Genomic DNA, 18851 nt, shown 5'->3' with positions numbered 1-18851 from the left:
CCTACTTAAACAAAAAAGACAAGTTTTACCTTGTCTTTTTTATTAACTTATTTTCTCTCGATGACTGCTTTAATTTGAGATTAACGACTAAAACAATACTGACAATGACCAGTAAAAACCATGAAGACATTTTCCCAAATCCTACGAGATGCCAGGTTTCTGCTTGATTAGGATACCGGTAAGCATTAAAAAATGAAGCAATATTTTCAGCTATGTAGATAAAGAAGCCAATCAAAGCAAAAGAGAAGAGTGCCTTCATTTTATATCTTTTTCTTCCATTAATACAAAAAGTGAACTGAGTGCGCCAAAAGATTAAGACAATAGCCAGAATAATAAAATACCGTAAATCATGGAAGAAATAATTGGTAAAAAAGTTCAGATACAAAACTGTGGATAAGCCAAAACTAAGCCCTAATGGCGGCCAATATTCCACATTTAGCTGCAACTTTTTCCACGATTGAACAACATAACTCCCGACACTGGCATACATAAACCCCGAGTAAAAAGGGACATTCCAAATTTTTAAGTAAGCCGGCTCAGGGTAGGTCCAACTATGGCTGATATTGACTTTAAAAATCTCTAAAATTAACCCTAAGATATGAAACAAGCAAATAATTTTTAACTCTTCAAGTGTTTCAAATTTTAATTTAACCATCAAAACTTGAAACACAAGTAAAATCACAAAGATTAAATCATAACGTGGGATATTGGGAAAAGTCAATCCACGTGTTATTGCTAAGGTAGCAAAAACGGCAAGTGGAAAGAGACAACAAGCGGCTTGGATTTTTGCAAAGTTGAAAAGCAAGATCACACCGTTTTTTAAACCATTCATGTCCTTATTTTAGCATATTTTCATCTGATAAAAGCAAGCGCAAAAAACTCCCATCTTGGGAGTTTCATCTTATTTTAAGAGTCTTAAAACATTCAATATAGCGATGAGTGTTACTCCAACATCTGCGATAACTGCTTCCCACATCGTGGCAATACCAAAGACCGCAAGGACGAGGAAAACGGCTTTTACACCAAGAGCTAAAACGATATTTTGGACCACAAGTCGTTTAGTTTTCTTGGCGATTTTAACAGACTTCGCGATACTTGATGGTTTATCTGTCATTAAAACCACGTCAGCTGTTTCAATCGCAGCATCAGAGCCTAATCCCCCCATCGCAAAACCGATATCAGCACGCGCAATAACTGGTGCATCGTTAATTCCATCACCAACAAAAGCGGTAAGACCATCACCTTTATCAAGTACTTTCTCTAATAAAGTAACTTTATCCTCCGGTAAAAGATTGGCATGATAATCCGTGATGTTCAGTTTCCCAGCAACCTGAGCGGCAACTTTTTCACTATCGCCTGTCAGCATCGTTTGGGAAATGTGAAGCTGGTTCAAAGCCGCAATTGCTTCTTCACCATCTTCTTTAAGGACATCCGCTACAAGGATAACGCCTTGATATATACCATTTTTAGCAACATAAATCAAAGAACCTAAGGCGTCGCTTTCGGTAAAGTTAACGTTGTACATTTTCATCAGTTTTGCATTTCCGACAAGAATCTCATCACTCTCATAGATTGTACGTGTACCATGACCTGAAATTTCTTCCGACTCTGTTACATTTACTGTATCTAAGTTTTGATTTTCTTTAAGCGCAAGTCCCAAGGGATGGGTGGAGTTAAGTTCACCGATAGCTCCCAGATAGAGTAAATCTTCTCGTGCAACATCTTCTGCTGGAAAAACTTGAGTAACTTTAAAGTTCCCTTGTGTCAACGTACCTGTTTTATCAAAGAGCACGTGTTTTATCTTGGTCATAGCTTCAAGGTGATTACCCCCTTTAACTAAAATACCGTTTTTGGATGCGGCGCCAATCCCAGCAAAGAATCCAAGGGGAATGGAAACGACCATCGCACAAGGACACGAAATAATTAAAAACGTAAAGGCGCGTGTTAACCAGTCTGACCAATCTTGCCGGAAGAAAAGTGGGGGTACTAGAGCGATTATTGCTGCTGCAAATACCACAACTGGAGTATAGTAACGTGCAAATTTTGAAATGAATTGTTCAGTCGGTGCTTTATTTTCTTGAGCATTCTCAACGAGATTTAAAATTTTAGATACTGATGATTCCCCAAACGTTTTTTCAACTTTGATCTCCAGCAGACTATTAATATTCAAAAAACCTGAAAGAACTTCTTCTCCCTTGCTCACCTCACGTGGCAGTGATTCACCAGTCAAAGCTGCTGTATTAACGCTTGATTTTCCCGATAATACAAGACCATCAAGTGGTACTTTTTCTCCAGGCTTCACTTGTATAACTTCACCGATATTGACTTCTTCTGGAGACATATCAATAAGTTTTCCTTGTCGCTTAACAGTCGCAACTTCTGGTCGAAGGTCCATCAAAGCTGTGATTGACTTTTTACTGTTCCCAATCGCACGATCTTGGAAATATTCTCCGACTTGATAAAAAAGCATAACAGCGACTGCTTCAGCATATTCTCCTAAAGCAAATGCCCCGACAGTTGCAATACTCATGAGGAAGAATTCGTTAAAAATATCTCCTTTAAGCAATTGTTTGATTGCTTTGAGCAAAACACTGTGCCCAATCAACAAGTACGTTAAAATGAAAAGTGGGGTTTTAAACTGTGGTGTAAAGTCTAAAAAGCTTAAGGCCGCCAATAATAAAGCGGTGATAATAATGATCAACAGCTCATATTTGCCTTCTTCTTCACTTTCATCTAAACTCGTATTTAGATGTATTGTTGTGTTGCAACAGGCAGGGTCTGAATCGTCAGAACTCCCTGTGACTTCTGAGCTACTTGAGCCCTCACTCTCTTCAGCAGTAGTAAGAGCTGCTTTGGCTTTGTGATTGAGGCAATTACATGTACCTTTTACACAGCGTGCATCATGTGTTGCCTTGTTTTGAGTAGATTTAAACATATGAAACTCCTTTTATTTTATATATGTATCACAATGGATATCTTCTGTTGGGGACCAGTGCATTGACTCAACTGTAGCATCAATGACTTCTAGTAAATGGTTAAGCTCAGGGGTTGTCAAGGAATAATAAATATATTTTCCTTCTTTGCGACTTGTGATTAACCCACAATCACGCAAACATGATAAATGTTGCGAGAGATTAGATTGTCCTGATTTAGTTTTATTAAGTAGTTCTGTGACTGTCATTTCCTTTTCACGTAATGCTTCAAGGACATTAAGCCTTGTCGTATTAGATAAGGCATGAATCACTTTTTGACGTTTTTCGGTTAAATTCATTATTCATCTCTTTATATTAGTTTGTACTAATATATTATCAAACTTACTCATATTAGTCAATACTGAATTGTTTAAATCTATTCAAATCTAAATTTTTTGTACAAAAAAATCCTAAACGAAAGTGTTAGGATCTTATTATTTTTACAAACCAAGACGTTCAAAGATGACATCTACACGTGACAAATGATAATTATAATCAAAAGCTGCATCAATATCTTCATCTGTCAGTTTTTCACGGATTTTTTCATTGCTTTCTACCAGTGGGCGGAACATGATTTGTTCATCCCAAGCTTTTGCTGTCAATGGTTGAACCAAATCGTAAGCTTCTTCACGTGTCATGCCTTTTTCAATAAGCATAAGCATAACATGTTGACTATAGATCAATCCAAAAGTTGCATCCATATTACGCTTCATATTTTCTGGGAATACAGTCAGATTTTTAACAATATTACCAAAACGATTTAACATATAGTTGATTAATTCAGTTGTATCTGGGGTAATGATACGCTCTGCCGAGCTGTGTGAAATGTCACGTTCATGCCACAAAACAACATCTTCCATGGCTGTCACAACATGTCCACGAATAACACGCGCCAAGCCAGTCATATTTTCAGAACCAATTGGATTACGTTTGTGTGGCATTGCTGAGCTACCTTTTTGACCTTTAGCGAAGAACTCTTCTACTTCACGTTGTTCTGATTTTTGAAGACCACGAATCTCTGTCGCCATACGCTCAATCGAAGTCGCAATCAGTGCCAGTGTACTAAAGTATTCTGCATGTAAATCACGGGGTAATACTTGTGTCGAAATCTCTTGTGGACGAATTCCAAGTTTGCCACATACATATTCTTCAACAAAAGGCGGGATATTGGCAAATGTACCTACAGCACCAGAAATTTTACCCGCTTCAACTCCTTTAGCTACATGTTCGAAACGCTCGATATTACGCTTCATTTCAGAATACCAAGTTGCTAATTTAAGGCCAAAAGTTGTTGGTTCTGCATGGACACCGTGCGTACGTCCCATACATACAGTATACTTGTGCTCACGCGCTTTATCAGCAATAATTTCCAAAAAGTTAGCCAAATCACGGCGGATAATATCATTAGCCTGCTTGTAGAGATAGCCATAAGCTGTATCTACAACATCGGTTGAAGTAAGTCCATAGTGTACCCACTTACTTTCCTCGCCAAGTGTTTCAGAAACAGCACGCGTAAAGGCAACCACATCGTGGCGCGTTTCTTTTTCAATCTCCAAGATACGCTCAACATCAAAACTTGCTTTTTCACGAATTTTTTTTACATCTTCTGCTGGAATTTCTCCGAGTTCAGCCCAAGCTTCATCCGCAAGAATTTCGACTTCAAGCCACGCTTTATATTTGTTTTCATCCGACCAGATTGCCGCCATTTCTGGGCGACTGTAACGATTGATAACCATAGTTCCTCCAAATTTCTAACTTACTATAAATTATACCATTTTGGAGAAATTTTTTCGGGAATTTCTCTAATATTCTCAATTTATTGACGGAATATGTGGAAAAGACGAATGTTAACCTTCTAAGGCATCAAGAACATCCAGCGTCTGAGGTAATGTCAATTGCCCGGGAGCACTTCCTTCTTCCTTATCGAGTGCCACAAAAGTCCATACAGATCCGGTCAAACCTCCGGCAACGCGGGAAATTTTACCCAGTTCTCCCATTGCAATACCGATAAATTTTGGTCCATATTCCATCGTAAAATCACGTGTAATCTGTAGCAAATCCAAAACATCACACTCGCGTTGTGCCATAATCGCCACTTTTACAAAGCCTGTTTCTTCTCTTTGCATTTTCATCATTCGAGCAGTTAAATCTGTAGGTGACTCGAAAAAGTTATGATAAGACAAGACAATTTTTTCTTTAAATTCAAGTAGCTGTGGTAAGGCTTTTCGATAGGAAAAATATTCGATATCAATATAATCTGGGCCCAATTTGGCTACTTTTTTTAAAAGAGTGACATAATCTTTTTTAGAAATGGAGATATTGCCGCCTTCATTGGCTGTGCGTACAGTAAAAAGAAGGGAAAAATCTTTAAATTTCTCAAAGATAAAAGGCGCAGCCTGAAGAATGCTTTCTATATCTCCCAAAAAATCCGCCCGCCATTCAATAATGTCAGCCTTTCTGTACTTTTCTACGTTTAATTCCTGTACTTCCGCCACTGTTGTCGGAAGAACGGGTACTACAATTTTCGTTTTCCTCATATTTTAAGTTTAGCACACATTTGCATGCGTACCAAACATAATCCTGAACGTCACTGAAGATATTTTTTCAATTGAAATAAATAAAAAATCCCTGAAAAACAGGAATCTATATCTCAATTGCGGGAGCAGGATTTGAACCTACGACCTTCGGGTTATGAGCCCGACGAGCTACCTAGCTGCTCCATCCCGCGCTAATAAAAATGGAAGAAATTTGAACTATCCCAAAGTCACGCTATAACTGAGTGGACGAGATCTTCCATTATGGATGTATCCAAATGGTACACCTATTGTAACACACTTTTAGCTAAAGTCCTAATCTTGCACTTTAAAATAAAAAAAGCACTCCCAAGAGTGCCTTATCATTATGCTTTAGTAATGTTTGATGCTTGAGGGCCACGTTGACCTTGTTCAATATCAAATGTAACTTTTTCGCCTTCTTCAAGTTTACGGAAGCCATCGCTTTGAATTTGAGTGAAGTGTGCAAACACATCAGTACCATCTTCAGCAGTGATGAAACCAAAACCTTTAGAGTCGTTAAACCATTTTACAGTTCCTTTTGTCATAGTATATATTTTCCTTTCGTCATATTTGTAAATCATTATGTGAAAGAAAACATTAAAAATATATAACTTAGACTAAATTTACCTCTTAATAGTATCATGCTTTGTCCAGAAAGTCAAATCGCTTCTCCTCTTCATGGTTAAAACCAAGCTATAACTTACTCTTAGAGACCATAAAAAAAGATACATCACTGTATCTTTTGTTTTTTATTTTGTCGAACCACGATTAATGATTTGATGAGCGAGGATCAATTGGTTTTCCTCAACTTCTTCCTTGTGCATAAGTTTTGTCAACAAACGCATTGAAACTGCACCCAAGTCATAAAGCGGTTGATTGACAGAAGTCAAGCCTGGGTAAGTGTATGCTGTAATCGGGCTGTTTGAACCTGCGATAATTTCGAAATCTTCAGGTACTTTGATACCTTTTGAGAGCAAAGCATTGAGTAAGCCAACTGCTACAGTATCATAAGACACGATGGCAGCATTAATTTTCTTGGCAAGCATTTGTTCTGCTAAAGCTTGTCCATTTTCAAAAGTGTAATTACCTTCAAACACAAGTGATTCGTCAAAATCAATGCCAGCTTCATTCAAAGCTTCTTGATAACCAACCATACGTTCTGTATTTTCAACTTCTTCTAAAGAACCTGACACAAAAGCAATACGTTTATTGTTTTTTGCCAGTTCAGCAGTTGTTTGGTGTGCTGCAAGATGATAATCGATATTTACAGATGACATTTGTTTGTCAACATCAATCATTCCAGCAAGAACAATCGGTGTACGGGTTGATTTAAGCTGTTTACGAACTTTTTCTGTCATGAAGCTGCCCATATAAACAATACCATCAACTTGCTTAGAAAAGAGACTTTCAATAACTTTAAGTTCTTTTTCTTCATCACCATCACTATTTGCGAGAATGACATTATACTTGTACATTGAAGCAATATCATCAATGCCTCGAGCGATTTCAGCAAAATATGGCGACGTGATTGTTGGGAGAACAACCCCAACTGTCGTTGTACGTTTGCTTGCCAATCCACGTGCAACCGCATTTGGACGGTAGTCCAATTCTTCAATTGCATCAAGGACTTTTTGACGTGTTTTCTCTTTGACGTTGGCGTTACCATTGACTACACGACTTACGGTAGCCATTGACACGCCCGCAACTCGAGCAACGTCATAAATTGTTGTTGTTGATTCTTCCATTCTTTTTAAACCTCAATTATAATAATCTTTGTCTGTTTTTTATATCTTTTAATATTTATGAAAAGTTTTTCCAAATTTAATTATATCACTTTTTGAAAACCGTTTCAATAATTTTTGGTAGTATATTGTAGATATTGTCGCACATGATTTTTTTCAGAATTTAGCGTACAATAGAGATAATAATTATAGAAAGGTGGATACTATGAGCAAACTCGAACGTATCTCTAATTTTCTGAACGAAAATGAAGTCGACATGACTTTCATCACCAATCCTACGACCTTGAATTATTTAACAGGTCTTGCCATTGACCCGCATGAACGTATTGCTGGTTTGATGGTTTTCCCGGATAAAGCGCCATCTCTCTTCACTCCAGCTTTGGAGGTAGAAAAAGCCAAAGAAAACACTACTGGCTTTGATATTTTTGGCTATGAAGATTCACAAAATCCGTGGGCTGTTGTAAAAGAACATTTGGGATCAAAAAATATCCAAAAAATTGCAGTCGAATTTTCTGACATCCCTTTGTCAAAAACTGAAGGGCTCAAATCTCAATTTTCTGGTGTTGAATTTGTCAACTTGACACCATTGGTAGAACGTATGCGTTTGATCAAATCTGCCGATGAAATCGAAAAAATGAAAATTTCTGGGGATTACGCAGATAAATGTTTCGAAATTGGTTTTGAATATGCAAATTCAGATCGTACAGAAACAGATGTTGTTGCAAAAATCGAATACGAAATGAAGCGTATGGGCGTACCTCAGATGAGTTTTGAAACAATCGTACTCTCAGGCGCTCGTGCAGCTAATCCTCACGGTATGCCAGAAGATGTCAAAATTCAAGATAATAAACTCTTGCTCTTTGACCTCGGTGTGATGAAAAATGGCTACGCTTCTGATGCTACACGTACTATCTCAATCGGTAAACCTTCTGATTTTGATGCCGATATCCACAAAATCGTACTTGAAGCACAAATGGCTGCTATGGACTTCGTAAAACCTGGTGTATCTGCACTTGAAATTGATAAAGTAGCCCGCGATGTAATTACTAAAGCTGGTTATGGCGAATACTTTGTCCACCGCCTTGGACACGGTATCGGTATGGATGTCCATGAATTCCCATCTATTGGTGGTTCTGAGGACATCATCATCGAAGAAGGCATGTGCTTCTCTGATGAACCAGGAATTTATATCCCAGGTAAAGTTGGCGTACGTATCGAGGACTGTCTCTATGTTACTGAAACAGGATGTGAGCCTTTAACTAAAACAAATAAAGAATTGATGATTTTCTAAAATCATCAGAAATGAAAAAGCACTGAATCAGTGCTTTTTTTATTAACCAAAGTCTCGTTTTCTTAAAGCAAGTACTTTCGTTTCAATTTGCTGGATGATATCCTTAAAGACTGCATCACTTTGACCTGTTGGATCTTCTAAGCCCCAGTCTTCCCTATATTGACAAGGAAGATAAGGACAGCCAACGTTACATCCCATCGTAATCACAATATCCACAGGTGGAATATCCTGTAAGAGCTTTGAACTTTGTGTTTTTTCCATGTCTATGTCATAGATTTCTTTCATCAAACGGACAGCATCTTGATTAATTTGTGGCTTTATCTCAGTACCCGCAGAGTAAAACTCAAACTTATCCCCAGCTAATTTTTTCCCCAAAGCTTCTGCAATTTGTGAACGGCAAGAATTATGCACACAGATAAATGCGATTTTGAGCATAGTAACTCTCCTCAACTATTTTTACATATTATACATTATTTTTCTCAGGTCCTCGCTCAAACTGTACGGAGCTTATGAAAATTCTTGCTGGTATTTAGCTATTTCGGCATAGCTTTTCGCAAACTCTTGTGTTAAATTTTTGAAGAGAGGGTATAAAGCGCGGTAGTATTTAAAATTTTCTGGCTGAGGCTTATAAACTATTTCCATCGTTCCACTAGCAACATCTTCAATACTATCAATCATCCCCAAAGCTTTTTGAGCCATGATCTGTGCTGCAAAGCATCCCGCCTCATGGTCTTTTTGAACCGTTATTGGTAACTCAAAAATGTCCGCAAGAATTTGCAACCAAAGCTCCGACTGAGAAAAACCTCCCGTAACTTTTATTATTTTAGGGCATGCTGAATTTTCTGTGAGTGTCTCTTCTAACATACGTAAGTTAAAGGAAATGCCCTCAAGAACTGCACGCGCCATGTGGCTTGTTGTATGACGATAGCTAAGTCCAAAAAAAGAAGCCCTAGCTGCTGCATTCCACAATGGTGCTCGTTCTCCACCTAGATAAGGATGAAAGATTAATCCATCCGAACCTGGAGACACACCTCTTGCTAAGTCAGTAATCGCTGCAAAGTCATAAGACTTCTCAAGTACGTTGTCTTTTAACCACCGAAAAACATTGCCTCCAGAATTTACCGCTCCACCATTTACCCAATGGTCTTCATCAAGTGCGTAACTAAAAATTCTCGCTGCTTCATCTAGCTGAGGTACATCACTTACCATGCGAAGGGCGCCTGAAGTACCTACTGTAATTGCCAATTCACCTTTTTTAATTGCCCCAACACCTAAGTTTGACATAGGACCATCGCCAGCGCCATATACAAAAACGGTATCTGGTGAAAGCCCCATCTTTCGTATCCATTTTTCTGGTAAACCTTTCTCTATTGCATAAGGTGATACGATTTTAGGAAGTTGTGTTTTTGAAATACCTAACAGATTTAAAATATCATCGTCCCAGGTCATTTTCTGATTGTTAAAAAAACCTGTACCTGTAGCAATTGATAGATCCATCGTATTACTTTGGAAAATGCGTTGAAAGATTGCGCCTTTGAGATCCATAAAATGCGCTGCATTTTTGAAAATCTCTTTTCTTTCATTCTTGAGCCATAATAGTTTAGCAAGAGGCGACATCGGATGTAAAGGTGTTCCTGTTTTATGATATATAGCATTTGAAGTATCTTCACTTTTTAAATCGTTACTGTATTTTTCAGCTCTAGTATCTGCCCAAGTTAAGACACGCGTTAAAGGCTGCCATTCCTGATCAAAGGCAATCAAGGCATGCATTTGGGTGCTGAAAGAACATGCTAAAATAGAATCTCCTGTTTTTATTTGGCGTGTTATTTTTTCAACAACACTTATCATCGCAGTAAATATCTCCTCTAAATCTTCTTCTGCCATTCCTTGGGCATCACGATAAAGTGGGTAAGACTGAGAACTTGTGGCGATCTGAATCCCTGATTGATCAAAGAGAACTGCTTTTGTCGCAGTGGTACCTAAATCTATACCTATTAAATAATCCATGTGTTTCCTTTCAAAAAAAGGCAAGTCTCCATTGCCTTTTTATTTTATAAATCATTTCCATTTAATGCAATAACAGACTTATACCAATCAAACGACTTTTTCTTCATCCGTGCAAGCGAGCCTGATCCATCATTTTTTCTATCCACATAAATCATACCATATCTTTTACTCATCTCGCCTGTGGAAGCTGCAACTAAGTCAATGACTCCCCAAACGATATAACCCATCAAGGGGATTCCATCGGAAATACCGTCTGCCATCGCTTTGATATGCTCTTTTAAATACGCAATACGGTAATCATCATTGATTTTTCCATCAACAATCTTATCCGACGCTCCCAATCCATTTTCAACTATAAAAATAGGTTTTTGATAGCGATCATAAATTTGATTCATGGTAATCCTTAACCCAAGTGGATCAACAGCCCACCCCCACTGACTTGTTTTTAGATATGGATTTTTCACCGACTTGACCACATTTCCTACATTAACTTCTAAATCATCAAAACTTGCAACTGAACAACGCGAAGCGTAGTAACTAAAAGAAACGAAGTCCACAGTGTGCTTCAAGATGTCTTCGTCACCAACTTCCATCTTTAACTCGATATTTTTTTCGCGGAAAATCCTCTGTGTGTAAGAAGGATAATACCCTCGAGCTTGAATATCCGTAAAAAATGTATTCATCTGTTCATCTTGCAAGGCTTGCCAGACATCCTCAGGTTTACAGGAATAGGGATAAAAAGCACCTCCAGCAATCATACACCCGATTTGTAAATCCTTATCCAATTTATGTGCAGCTTTCACAGCCAAACTACTTGCAAGGAGCATATGATGGGCAGCCTGATAGATTACTTGCGCTTTATTTTCACCTGTTTGAAAGGCCAATCCTGCTCCTGAAAAGGGGCTATGTAGAATGATATTTATTTCATTAAAAGTAATCCAGTACTTTACATCGTCTCCAAACTCATCAAAACATGTCCGAGCATATCTTTCGAAAAAGCTAATCATTTTACGGTCGCGCCAAGAGCCATATTTTTCAACTAATCTCATCGGAACGTCAAAATGTCCTAAGGTTACCAAAAGTTCCATGTCATACTTTTTACACTCTGCAAACATTTGACGATAGTAGGCTATCCCCTCTTTGTTAGGCTCACTTTCATCACCATTGGGAAAAAGACGAGACCAAGAGATTGATGTGCGGAATATTTTTAATCCCATTTCTGCGAGCAGTGCAATATCTTGTTTATAGCGGTGATAAAAATCAATGCCTTGATGACTGGGGTAAAATTCTGATTCCTCTAAGATTGGATGAGAAATTTCACCTAATTTAACGGGCAAGCGTTTTTCACCTAAAGGCAGCATATCAATATTACTGGCTCCTCTCCCCCCTTCTAACCATGCTCCTTCAGCTTGGTTGGCCGCAATGGCTCCGCCCCAAAGAAAATCTTTAGGAAATTTTCCTGCTTCTTTTTTATTTTTCAACGTCTAAAATTACCTCTCCCTCACTGACTTCATCCTTTTCTAAAAGCGTAAAATTCGAATATTCCGCAGAATTTGTCACAACAACTATCGTATCTGTGGCAAGTCCTGCTGCTTCAATCAGTGCTAAATCAACTTCTACTATTGGAGTTCCTTGGTAAATTTTATCGCCCATTTTGATGTTTGAAGTAAAACCTTTGCCTTCTAAAGTTACTGTATCGATACCAATATGGACCAAAACTTCTAATCCTTTATCACTGGTAATTCCAATGGCATGTTTTGTTGGAAAAACAGCTGTAACCGTCCCTGTGATTGGTGAAACAATTTGTCCATTATTTGGTACAACCGCAAAGCCTTTACCCAATACTTCTTTTGAAAAGACCTCATCTGCAACTTCTGAAAGTTTTTTAACTTTTCCAGAAACTGGAGATTTAATACTTATAGTCTGAGCAACTTGATCACGATGGATTTCTTCTAAGTTTTCTTCTTCCACAGGCAAATCCTCAAACCCGATAACCAAGGTTAAGACAAATGACAATACAATGGAGAGAATCATCACGATAGCTACCCAAGCAATGGTCATTGGATTATCACGGTCAATAAATTGAACACTCGTAAACAAACCAGGAGCGGCCATTGAGTGGCTGGCAAGTCCTGCCATTCCAGCTACAGCTCCGGCAACAAAACCTGTAATCACTGAGGCAATCATCGGTCGTTTCAAACGTACAGCTACACCATAAAGTGCGGGCTCAGTAATCCCTGCAATGATAGCTGAAGATGCTGCAGCTAAAGCTGTTTGCCGTAATTCTCTATTTTTTGTTTTCAAAGCAACTGCTAGAGAAACACCGCCTAATGAGAGGTTGGCACCAATTTCTGATGGCATAACCATTCCCTCAACACCTGTATCCGCAATAGTCTGTACAATTGTCGGAGTGAAGACGCGGTGCATTCCTGTCATGACAAGCAACGGCCACAGTGCGCCAACAATTGCTACTGCTAACCACCCTAGTTTATCATGAATAAAGAACACACCATTAGAAATAGCTGTCCCTAACCAAACTCCTGCTGGACCTACTAAAAGTATAGCGATTGGTGCTGCTACAAGTAGGATAAGCATTGGCTTCAAAAAGTTTTTCGTTACCACAGGCGTGATTTTATCAACATAATTTTCAATATATTTAAGGAGCCATGTCATCACGATAGCGGGAATAATAGTATAAGTATACTTTACAGATGTCATAGGGATCATCGCAAAAGTTACAGTAGTACCCTCAGCAGCCTTTGCCATCCATTCCATAAAGACCGGATGTACCATTAGACCAGCGATAGCCATCGCTAAGTAAGTGTTTGAGCCAAATTTTTTAGAAGCAGAAACAGCGACTAATAGTGGTAAAAAGAAAAATGAAGCATCCCCAATGGTATTCAAGATGTTATAGGTTGAACCATCAATACTTAGAAGCCCCGTCATTTCCAAAAGCATCGCGAGCAACTTAATCATTGAACCGCCAATAATAGCTGGTATCAAAGGAGACATAGTTCCAATAATGGCATCAAGGATGTTTGTTCCTATTTTTTTCAAGGTTAATTTTTCTTTCGGTTTACCTGACTCGTTCGTCACAGCACCGCCAGCAACACCCTTTTTTAAGATAGCTGCGTAAGCTGCGGCTACATTGTTCCCAACAATAATTTGGTATTGCCCACCTTGCTTGACAAGCCCCATTACCCCAATGATGTTTTTTACTTTATCATCATCTGCTTTGCTTTCATCTTTTAAGATAAAACGTAGTCGTGTCATACAATGTGTTAAATTTTCAACATTTTCGACTCCACCTATTGCTTGCAGGATAGTCTCCGCCATTATATTAAAATCTTGCGCCATTTTCTCTTACTCCTTAGTTTTATTTTCCACAGCATGTCCACCAAAGCCATTTCTGAGGGCTGCGACTACTTTTCCACTCATGCTATCTTCCTGTAAGGAACGATTACGCATCATTAAAGACATGGCAATTACAGGTGCAGGAACTTCTAAGTCTAGACTCTCTTCGACTGTCCACTTTCCTTCTCCCGAGGCTTGGACTCGCCCTATAATTTGATCTAATTTTGCATCCTTTGCAAATTGTTCTTCCGCAAGCTCCATAAGCCACGAACGGATAACTGACCCATGATTCCATAATTTGGCTACTGCTTCATAGTCGTATTCAAAGGCAGAAGCTTCTAAAATCTCAAAGCCTTCTGCAATAGCTTGCATCATGCCATACTCAATGCCATTATGAATCATTTTAAGATAATGGCCACTTCCAAGCGGACCTGTATAAAGATAGCCATCTTTTTGGGCCAATTTTTGAAAGAGGGGTTCCAATTTTTCCCAAGATTTTTTGCTATCACCACCAATCATAAAGTTCCCCCCCGAACGTGCACCAGCCATTCCTCCTGAAGTACCAACATCAAAGAAATCAATTTTCTTAGCTTTTAGCTTTTCATTTTGTTGAAGATTATCTTTATAATATGAATTTCCTCCCTCAATAAGGATGTCTCCAGCGGATAACTTTTGGGTCAACTCCTCAACGATACTATTTGTTATACTTCCTGCAGGTAACATAAGCCAAACAATCCGTGGCTGTGGTATGACTTCAATGAATTCTTCTAAAGTAGAGCAGCTCATCACTTGCTCAGAATATAGTTCTGCTTTTCTGATTTGTGTTTCGTCGTTGTCTAAGACAGTCACTTTCATACCCTTATCAACTGCATTTTTTACAAGGTTAAGTCCCATTTTACCAATCCCGATAAGTCCAAAATTCATATTCTCTCCTATTTGATATGGCTATTATAAGAAAAACATTATATTTATCTTCCTTACTTCTTAAATATTATAACACGGAAAAAGTAACCGCTTTCTCCAAAAAACGGAGAATTCTCCACAATCATGTTATAATAATTTTATGGGAATATTTATTGACAATTATCAGAGTACACAGCTCTCCAACACAGAACAATCCATATTGTTAAAGCTGGATAGCCAGCCAGAGCTTTTAGATAATAATCTAACACAACTTGCAGTAGAGCTCCATTCTTCAGGAACTTCAATCATACGACTTTGCCAAAAATTAGGATTTTCAGGATTTTCGGAGTTTAAATTTGAAACAAAGAAACTGCTCAGTTTGACAAGTAATAAACATGAGATTTCCTTTTTAGAGGAGCTTACAAACTTTTGCAATTTTTTATCCACAGATATTACCACAGACAAAGTGCGGTTATTTGCGCAAGAAATATCTAAATCGAAAACCATTTATATCGCCGGGGTTGAAGCTTCTAAATCTCTTGCTGCTTACTTCAGCCATAAGTTAAATCAATTTGACTATGCTGCCGTTCATGTTTCGGATGATATCCTCCTAGATTTATTGCCTAATATTCTTAATCGCCATAGTCTGGTTATTTACGTCTCCATATCAGGACAGACGAAACGGCTGACGAATTCTGCTCAAAAAGCCAATCATACTGGTGCCACAGTTCTTTCTCTAACAAATGCTAAAAGTAGTCCCCTAGGGCGTTTAAGCAAAATAAATATCTCTACTAATACTTCGACTGCTAGCTACCACAACTATGATGTTACCCCTCGAACTTTTCAGGTCGCAGTTATTGATTTAATTCTATCCAGAATTGTGCAAAATCTTGAAAAGCAATAGATATAATTTTAGACATAAAAAAACTTCTTTGTTATCCACAAAGAAGTTTTTATTTTATCCAAAGTCGGTAGGTAAACCTTTACCATTTCCGAAGAAATATCCCGTTTTATTATTTATTGTTAATAGGTAACTGCCGTCTGGACGATACAAGTTGAAATAACCTGCAACTTGACCAGCCATGAAACCGGAAGTCATTGTATGAATAGCGACTGGTAAAAGAATAAAATCATTACCTGAGATATAACCACGCTGACGCGCAATATTCAATACTTTATCTCTGATTCCAGGATTCCAAGTGAAAGCTGGATCTTGTGGATTAAGATTAGCTTGGGGTTGAACACGCGCATTGGAATTATCTGGCGTAGCACCTGTCGGATTTTGGGCACCATCAGCCGCTACGGCTGTGGCAGATGAAGCTACACCTTGTGCTGCATTTTTATCTGTTTGTTGTTGTGTTGTGGCTCCTGTTGTTCCATTTGATGTATCAGTAGAAGCTGATGTTCCTGCAGTTTGATCTGAGGTTTGATTGCCAGGTTGAGTAGCTGCATTATTTTGCGTAGCCGTCGCTGCTTGCTCTTCTTTAGCTTTAGCCTCTGATTGCTGTGTTTTTGCTAAGTTAATTGCTTGAGCCAATACTTTATTCAGTTTCTCATTTTCAGTATTTGGAACCGCTGGTATACTTACTGCCTCTTTTACTTGAGCTTCCTTATTAAGTTCACCATCTACAATAGCTGATTTATTAAAGAGAGCGTTAACTTTTTCAACTGCTTTTATTTGTGCTTCAAGCGCATTTACCTTTGTTTCTGCGGTATCAAAATCGCTTCCTTTTAAAGTTTTGAGCTTATTTTTCAAAGCTGACAATTGATCAAAATTAGAATTCTTCAGTACTTGATGATCTGAGTCAGTAAAAAATTCGTCGTAAGCTTTATTAAAAGCATTTAAGTTAGCTTTGTTTTCCACAGCTGCTTGATTGACTGCTTTTTCATTATTATTATGATTATAGAGTGCATAACCAGCGCCTCCTGCAGCCAAAAGGACCAATGCACAAAGTCCAATAATCAAAGGTTTCTTATTTTTCTTTTTCTCTGATTGCTCTTCTTGCGCAGAAGCTTCCGACTCAACTACGGGTGTAACAGGTAAGGGTGTTGGCACAGTTTCACCGGCAACCGGTGCTTTTTCTAGAGGCACAACAACTTCTTCTTGTGGAAGCTGTGCCTCTTCGATAGGTGCACTTTCTTTTTCCTCATCTTGTACATTTTCATTTGCTTCTATTGAGTTTTCCAGCTCCTTGTCTACAGTCGAAACTGGCTCTTCTGTAGGGCTTGTTTCCGCAACTTCTTCTTTTGAGTCAGGAATTTGATTGGAAAGCTCTGGGAAATCTTGTGCTGTACTTTCTGTTTCTTCCGCTTGTTCAGCTGCACTTTCCTTATCGACAAGTTCTACCGGTACAGGAACAACAGGAGGTACATCATCAGCAATTTCTACTTCATCAAACTCTGACTTATTTTTTTCTTTGAAGTTTGGTTCCTTAGATGGAGTAACTGCTTCTGCTTCTTGAGTGCCAGTTTCTGAATCTTGTGTCTCTGACGCCTCAGCTAACTTTTCTTCAGCTTCTTCTTTAGCCACAATCACTTCTTCATTAGGATCAACAGTTTCTTCTTGATCCATTTTCTTACGCTCAGTTTGGATATATTTTTCTAAGGCTTGATTTTTAACAGCTTCAATCTCTCCACGATGTTGACGAATGTATTTGTCAAGTACGCTTTCGCTTTCACTATTTTCTTTATCTACCCTTTGTGCTTTTTTTACAATTTCGCCTACAGTGAAATCTGAGACATCGCCCAGTTTTAAGACTTTTTCGCCAGAATTTTTGATATCTTTATCTTTTTCTTCTGTCATTTAGATCTCCATAGCATTTGCTTATTTTTTTATTCTTTTTCCAAAATATTGATACAAGTCTGTACGCAATGTTCCGTTATAGAGCTTACGCTTCTTCGTTGCTTTAGCTCCGTAATGTGTTTCAAAAGCAATATCACTTGTCAGAATATATTTGCTCCAAGTTTCGAGGGGCGCAAAAGTTGCACCCATCTCTTTATAGAGCCCTGCAACTGAATCTTCATCTCCCAAACGTTCTCCGTATGGCGGGTTCGATACAATAACCCCATCAAGGGCATCTGTATGAAAATCTTGCAGACGCATCTGTTTATATTTTATCACATGGTCAAGTCCAGCTGCAAGTGCATTTCCTTTTGCAATTTCAATCATTCGACCATCGATATCGAAGCCTTGAATATCAAGCTCTAAATCTTTACGTATAGCTTGTTTTGCGGCTTGGCGTACTTCTTCAAAAACATCTGGCTTCATCCATGACCATGCTTCACAGGCAAACTTGCGATTAAGACCGGGTGCCATATTAAGTGCCAACATCGCAGCTTCAATCGTAAATGTTCCTGAACCACATGTCGGGTCAACAAACATACGTTTTGGATTTGCCAGCCAGTTTGTCAACATAATAATCGCTGCTGCCATGTTTTCCTTTAATGGAGCATCACCTTTTTCAACACGATAGCCACGTTTGAAGAGTGAATCGCCGGTGGTATCAATCATTACCGTCGCATTATCTTTATGAATCGCAATCTCGATGGAAAAGCCCGCACCATTTTCTGGGATAGGTACGCCCTCTGGACGATGATAGGCTTTTTGCAATTTCTTCACAATAGCTTTTTTAGTAATCCCTTGAACACTTGGCTCATTATGTAAAGTTGATTTCACAGACTTTGCTTTACTTACAGGAAAGGCTGAACCAAAAGGAATATAATCTTCCCAATCAAGCGCATATACATTTTCAAAGAGTTCATCAAAAGTACGTGCCTTAAATTCACCCACAACAATCTTTACACGATCTGCTGTACGAAGCCAAGTATTTGCTTGAGCGATTGTTCTTGTATCTCCTGTAAAAAAAACACGAGAACGATCGTCAATCGTAACATTTTCGACTTCCATATTGCGTAATTCACGAGCCACTAAACTCTCAAGACCTGCTGCAGCAGTCGCTATCAGCTTAAAATTATTTTTCATTTGTTCCTTTGTTTCTTTCTAAAAAAAGCTGGGACTAGCCCAGCG

The 18851-nt window shown here is 38.5% G+C and carries 16 protein-coding genes and 1 tRNA gene; 2 read left to right on the top strand and 15 right to left on the bottom strand.

The features are described from left to right. Positions 1-25 precede the first annotated feature (25 nt). The 8 genes from J0J33_RS05260 to ccpA all read right to left on the bottom strand — a co-directional run bounded on the left by J0J33_RS05260 (position 26) and on the right by ccpA (position 7272). Complete coding sequence (locus J0J33_RS05260) at positions 26-832, bottom strand: DUF817 domain-containing protein (RefSeq protein ID WP_019291985.1); 807 nt, start codon at positions 830-832, stop codon at positions 26-28. 69 nt (positions 833-901) lie between these two features. Further along, a complete protein-coding gene (locus J0J33_RS05255) occupies positions 902-2935 on the bottom strand; it encodes a heavy metal translocating P-type ATPase (RefSeq protein WP_206888403.1) in 2034 nt (677 codons plus the stop codon). A gap of 12 nt (positions 2936-2947) precedes the next feature. Beyond that, entirely contained in the window at positions 2948-3271 is a 324-nt protein-coding gene (locus J0J33_RS05250; protein ID WP_019291983.1) for a metalloregulator ArsR/SmtB family transcription factor, read from the bottom strand. A gap of 141 nt (positions 3272-3412) precedes the next feature. Further along, positions 3413-4708 (bottom strand): adenylosuccinate lyase, encoded by a 1296-nt coding sequence (gene purB / locus J0J33_RS05245; protein ID WP_206888401.1) that lies wholly within the window; start codon positions 4706-4708, stop codon positions 3413-3415. Positions 4709-4819: 111 nt separating this feature from the next. Continuing rightward, positions 4820-5509 (bottom strand): type I 3-dehydroquinate dehydratase, encoded by a 690-nt coding sequence (gene aroD / locus J0J33_RS05240; protein WP_206888398.1) that lies wholly within the window; start codon positions 5507-5509, stop codon positions 4820-4822. A gap of 117 nt (positions 5510-5626) precedes the next feature. After that, positions 5627-5700: transfer RNA gene (locus J0J33_RS05235), tRNA-Met, on the bottom strand. Positions 5701-5871: 171 nt separating this feature from the next. Next, positions 5872-6072, bottom strand: a complete 201-nt coding sequence (locus tag J0J33_RS05230; RefSeq protein WP_003135419.1) for a cold-shock protein — start codon at positions 6070-6072, stop codon at positions 5872-5874. Positions 6073-6276: 204 nt separating this feature from the next. Further along, positions 6277-7272: a catabolite control protein A gene (ccpA, locus tag J0J33_RS05225; RefSeq protein WP_019293765.1), complete on the bottom strand. Its 996-nt coding sequence runs from the start codon at positions 7270-7272 to the stop codon at positions 6277-6279. A gap of 202 nt (positions 7273-7474) precedes the next feature. On the opposite strand from ccpA, the gene J0J33_RS05220 reads away from it, so the two are divergent. Next, positions 7475-8560, top strand: a complete 1086-nt coding sequence (locus J0J33_RS05220; protein ID WP_017368973.1) for a Xaa-Pro peptidase family protein — start codon at positions 7475-7477, stop codon at positions 8558-8560. 42 nt (positions 8561-8602) lie between these two features. Here the strand turns inward: J0J33_RS05220 and J0J33_RS05215 are convergent, their stop codons facing one another. From J0J33_RS05215 to gnd, 5 genes are all read right to left on the bottom strand, one after another. Continuing rightward, on the bottom strand, positions 8603-8995 hold the full coding sequence (locus tag J0J33_RS05215; RefSeq protein ID WP_117517086.1) for an arsenate reductase ArsC: 393 nt from the start codon (positions 8993-8995) through the stop codon (positions 8603-8605). A gap of 72 nt (positions 8996-9067) precedes the next feature. After that, positions 9068-10567, bottom strand: coding sequence for a gluconokinase (gntK, locus tag J0J33_RS05210; protein WP_206921600.1), 1500 nt, complete (start codon positions 10565-10567; stop codon positions 9068-9070). A 44-nt stretch (positions 10568-10611) separates the two neighbouring features. After that, positions 10612-12048, bottom strand: a complete 1437-nt coding sequence (gene ascB / locus J0J33_RS05205) for a 6-phospho-beta-glucosidase (protein WP_206888392.1) — start codon at positions 12046-12048, stop codon at positions 10612-10614. Then, positions 12038-13924: a PTS cellobiose/arbutin/salicin transporter subunit IIBC gene (gene ascF, locus J0J33_RS05200; protein ID WP_206888389.1), complete on the bottom strand. Its 1887-nt coding sequence runs from the start codon at positions 13922-13924 to the stop codon at positions 12038-12040. The genes ascB and ascF overlap by 11 nt, the downstream gene beginning before the upstream one ends. A gap of 6 nt (positions 13925-13930) precedes the next feature. Beyond that, positions 13931-14845 (bottom strand): phosphogluconate dehydrogenase (NAD(+)-dependent, decarboxylating), encoded by a 915-nt coding sequence (gene gnd / locus J0J33_RS05195; protein WP_206921816.1) that lies wholly within the window; start codon positions 14843-14845, stop codon positions 13931-13933. A gap of 139 nt (positions 14846-14984) precedes the next feature. On the opposite strand from gnd, the gene J0J33_RS05190 reads away from it, so the two are divergent. Beyond that, positions 14985-15728: a MurR/RpiR family transcriptional regulator gene (locus tag J0J33_RS05190; protein WP_206921815.1), complete on the top strand. Its 744-nt coding sequence runs from the start codon at positions 14985-14987 to the stop codon at positions 15726-15728. A 54-nt stretch (positions 15729-15782) separates the two neighbouring features. Here the strand turns inward: J0J33_RS05190 and J0J33_RS05185 are convergent, their stop codons facing one another. Together J0J33_RS05185 and J0J33_RS05180 are read right to left on the bottom strand one after the other, a co-directional pair. Then, a complete protein-coding gene (locus tag J0J33_RS05185) occupies positions 15783-17627 on the bottom strand; it encodes a cell division site-positioning protein MapZ family protein (protein ID WP_206921814.1) in 1845 nt (614 codons plus the stop codon). 21 nt (positions 17628-17648) lie between these two features. Beyond that, positions 17649-18806 (bottom strand): class I SAM-dependent RNA methyltransferase, encoded by a 1158-nt coding sequence (locus J0J33_RS05180; RefSeq protein ID WP_019293774.1) that lies wholly within the window; start codon positions 18804-18806, stop codon positions 17649-17651. Positions 18807-18851: the final 45 nt, after the last annotated feature.

This window comes from Lactococcus sp. LG1267, from assembly GCF_017309545.1.
Taxonomy (GTDB): domain Bacteria; phylum Bacillota; class Bacilli; order Lactobacillales; family Streptococcaceae; genus Lactococcus; species Lactococcus petauri.
This window is presented reverse-complemented; position numbering and strand designations above follow the sequence as displayed.

Coding starts and splice junctions, on each gene's coding strand:
- J0J33_RS05260 (WP_019291985.1), bottom strand. CDS start 832: ATGAATGGTTTAAAAAACGGTGTGATCTTGCTTTTCAACTTTGCAAAA.
- J0J33_RS05255 (WP_206888403.1), bottom strand. CDS start 2,935: ATGTTTAAATCTACTCAAAACAAGGCAACACATGATGCACGCTGTGTA.
- J0J33_RS05250 (WP_019291983.1), bottom strand. CDS start 3,271: ATGAATTTAACCGAAAAACGTCAAAAAGTGATTCATGCCTTATCTAAT.
- purB (WP_206888401.1), bottom strand. CDS start 4,708: ATGGTTATCAATCGTTACAGTCGCCCAGAAATGGCGGCAATCTGGTCG.
- aroD (WP_206888398.1), bottom strand. CDS start 5,509: ATGAGGAAAACGAAAATTGTAGTACCCGTTCTTCCGACAACAGTGGCG.
- J0J33_RS05230 (WP_003135419.1), bottom strand. CDS start 6,072: ATGACAAAAGGAACTGTAAAATGGTTTAACGACTCTAAAGGTTTTGGT.
- ccpA (WP_019293765.1), bottom strand. CDS start 7,272: ATGGAAGAATCAACAACAACAATTTATGACGTTGCTCGAGTTGCGGGC.
- J0J33_RS05220 (WP_017368973.1), top strand. CDS start 7,475: ATGAGCAAACTCGAACGTATCTCTAATTTTCTGAACGAAAATGAAGTC.
- J0J33_RS05215 (WP_117517086.1), bottom strand. CDS start 8,995: ATGCTCAAAATCGCATTTATCTGTGTGCATAATTCTTGCCGTTCACAA.
- gntK (WP_206921600.1), bottom strand. CDS start 10,567: ATGGATTATTTAATAGGTATAGATTTAGGTACCACTGCGACAAAAGCA.
- ascF (WP_206888389.1), bottom strand. CDS start 13,924: ATGGCGCAAGATTTTAATATAATGGCGGAGACTATCCTGCAAGCAATA.
- gnd (WP_206921816.1), bottom strand. CDS start 14,845: ATGAATTTTGGACTTATCGGGATTGGTAAAATGGGACTTAACCTTGTA.
- J0J33_RS05190 (WP_206921815.1), top strand. CDS start 14,985: ATGGGAATATTTATTGACAATTATCAGAGTACACAGCTCTCCAACACA.
- J0J33_RS05185 (WP_206921814.1), bottom strand. CDS start 17,627: ATGACAGAAGAAAAAGATAAAGATATCAAAAATTCTGGCGAAAAAGTC.
- J0J33_RS05180 (WP_019293774.1), bottom strand. CDS start 18,806: ATGAAAAATAATTTTAAGCTGATAGCGACTGCTGCAGCAGGTCTTGAG.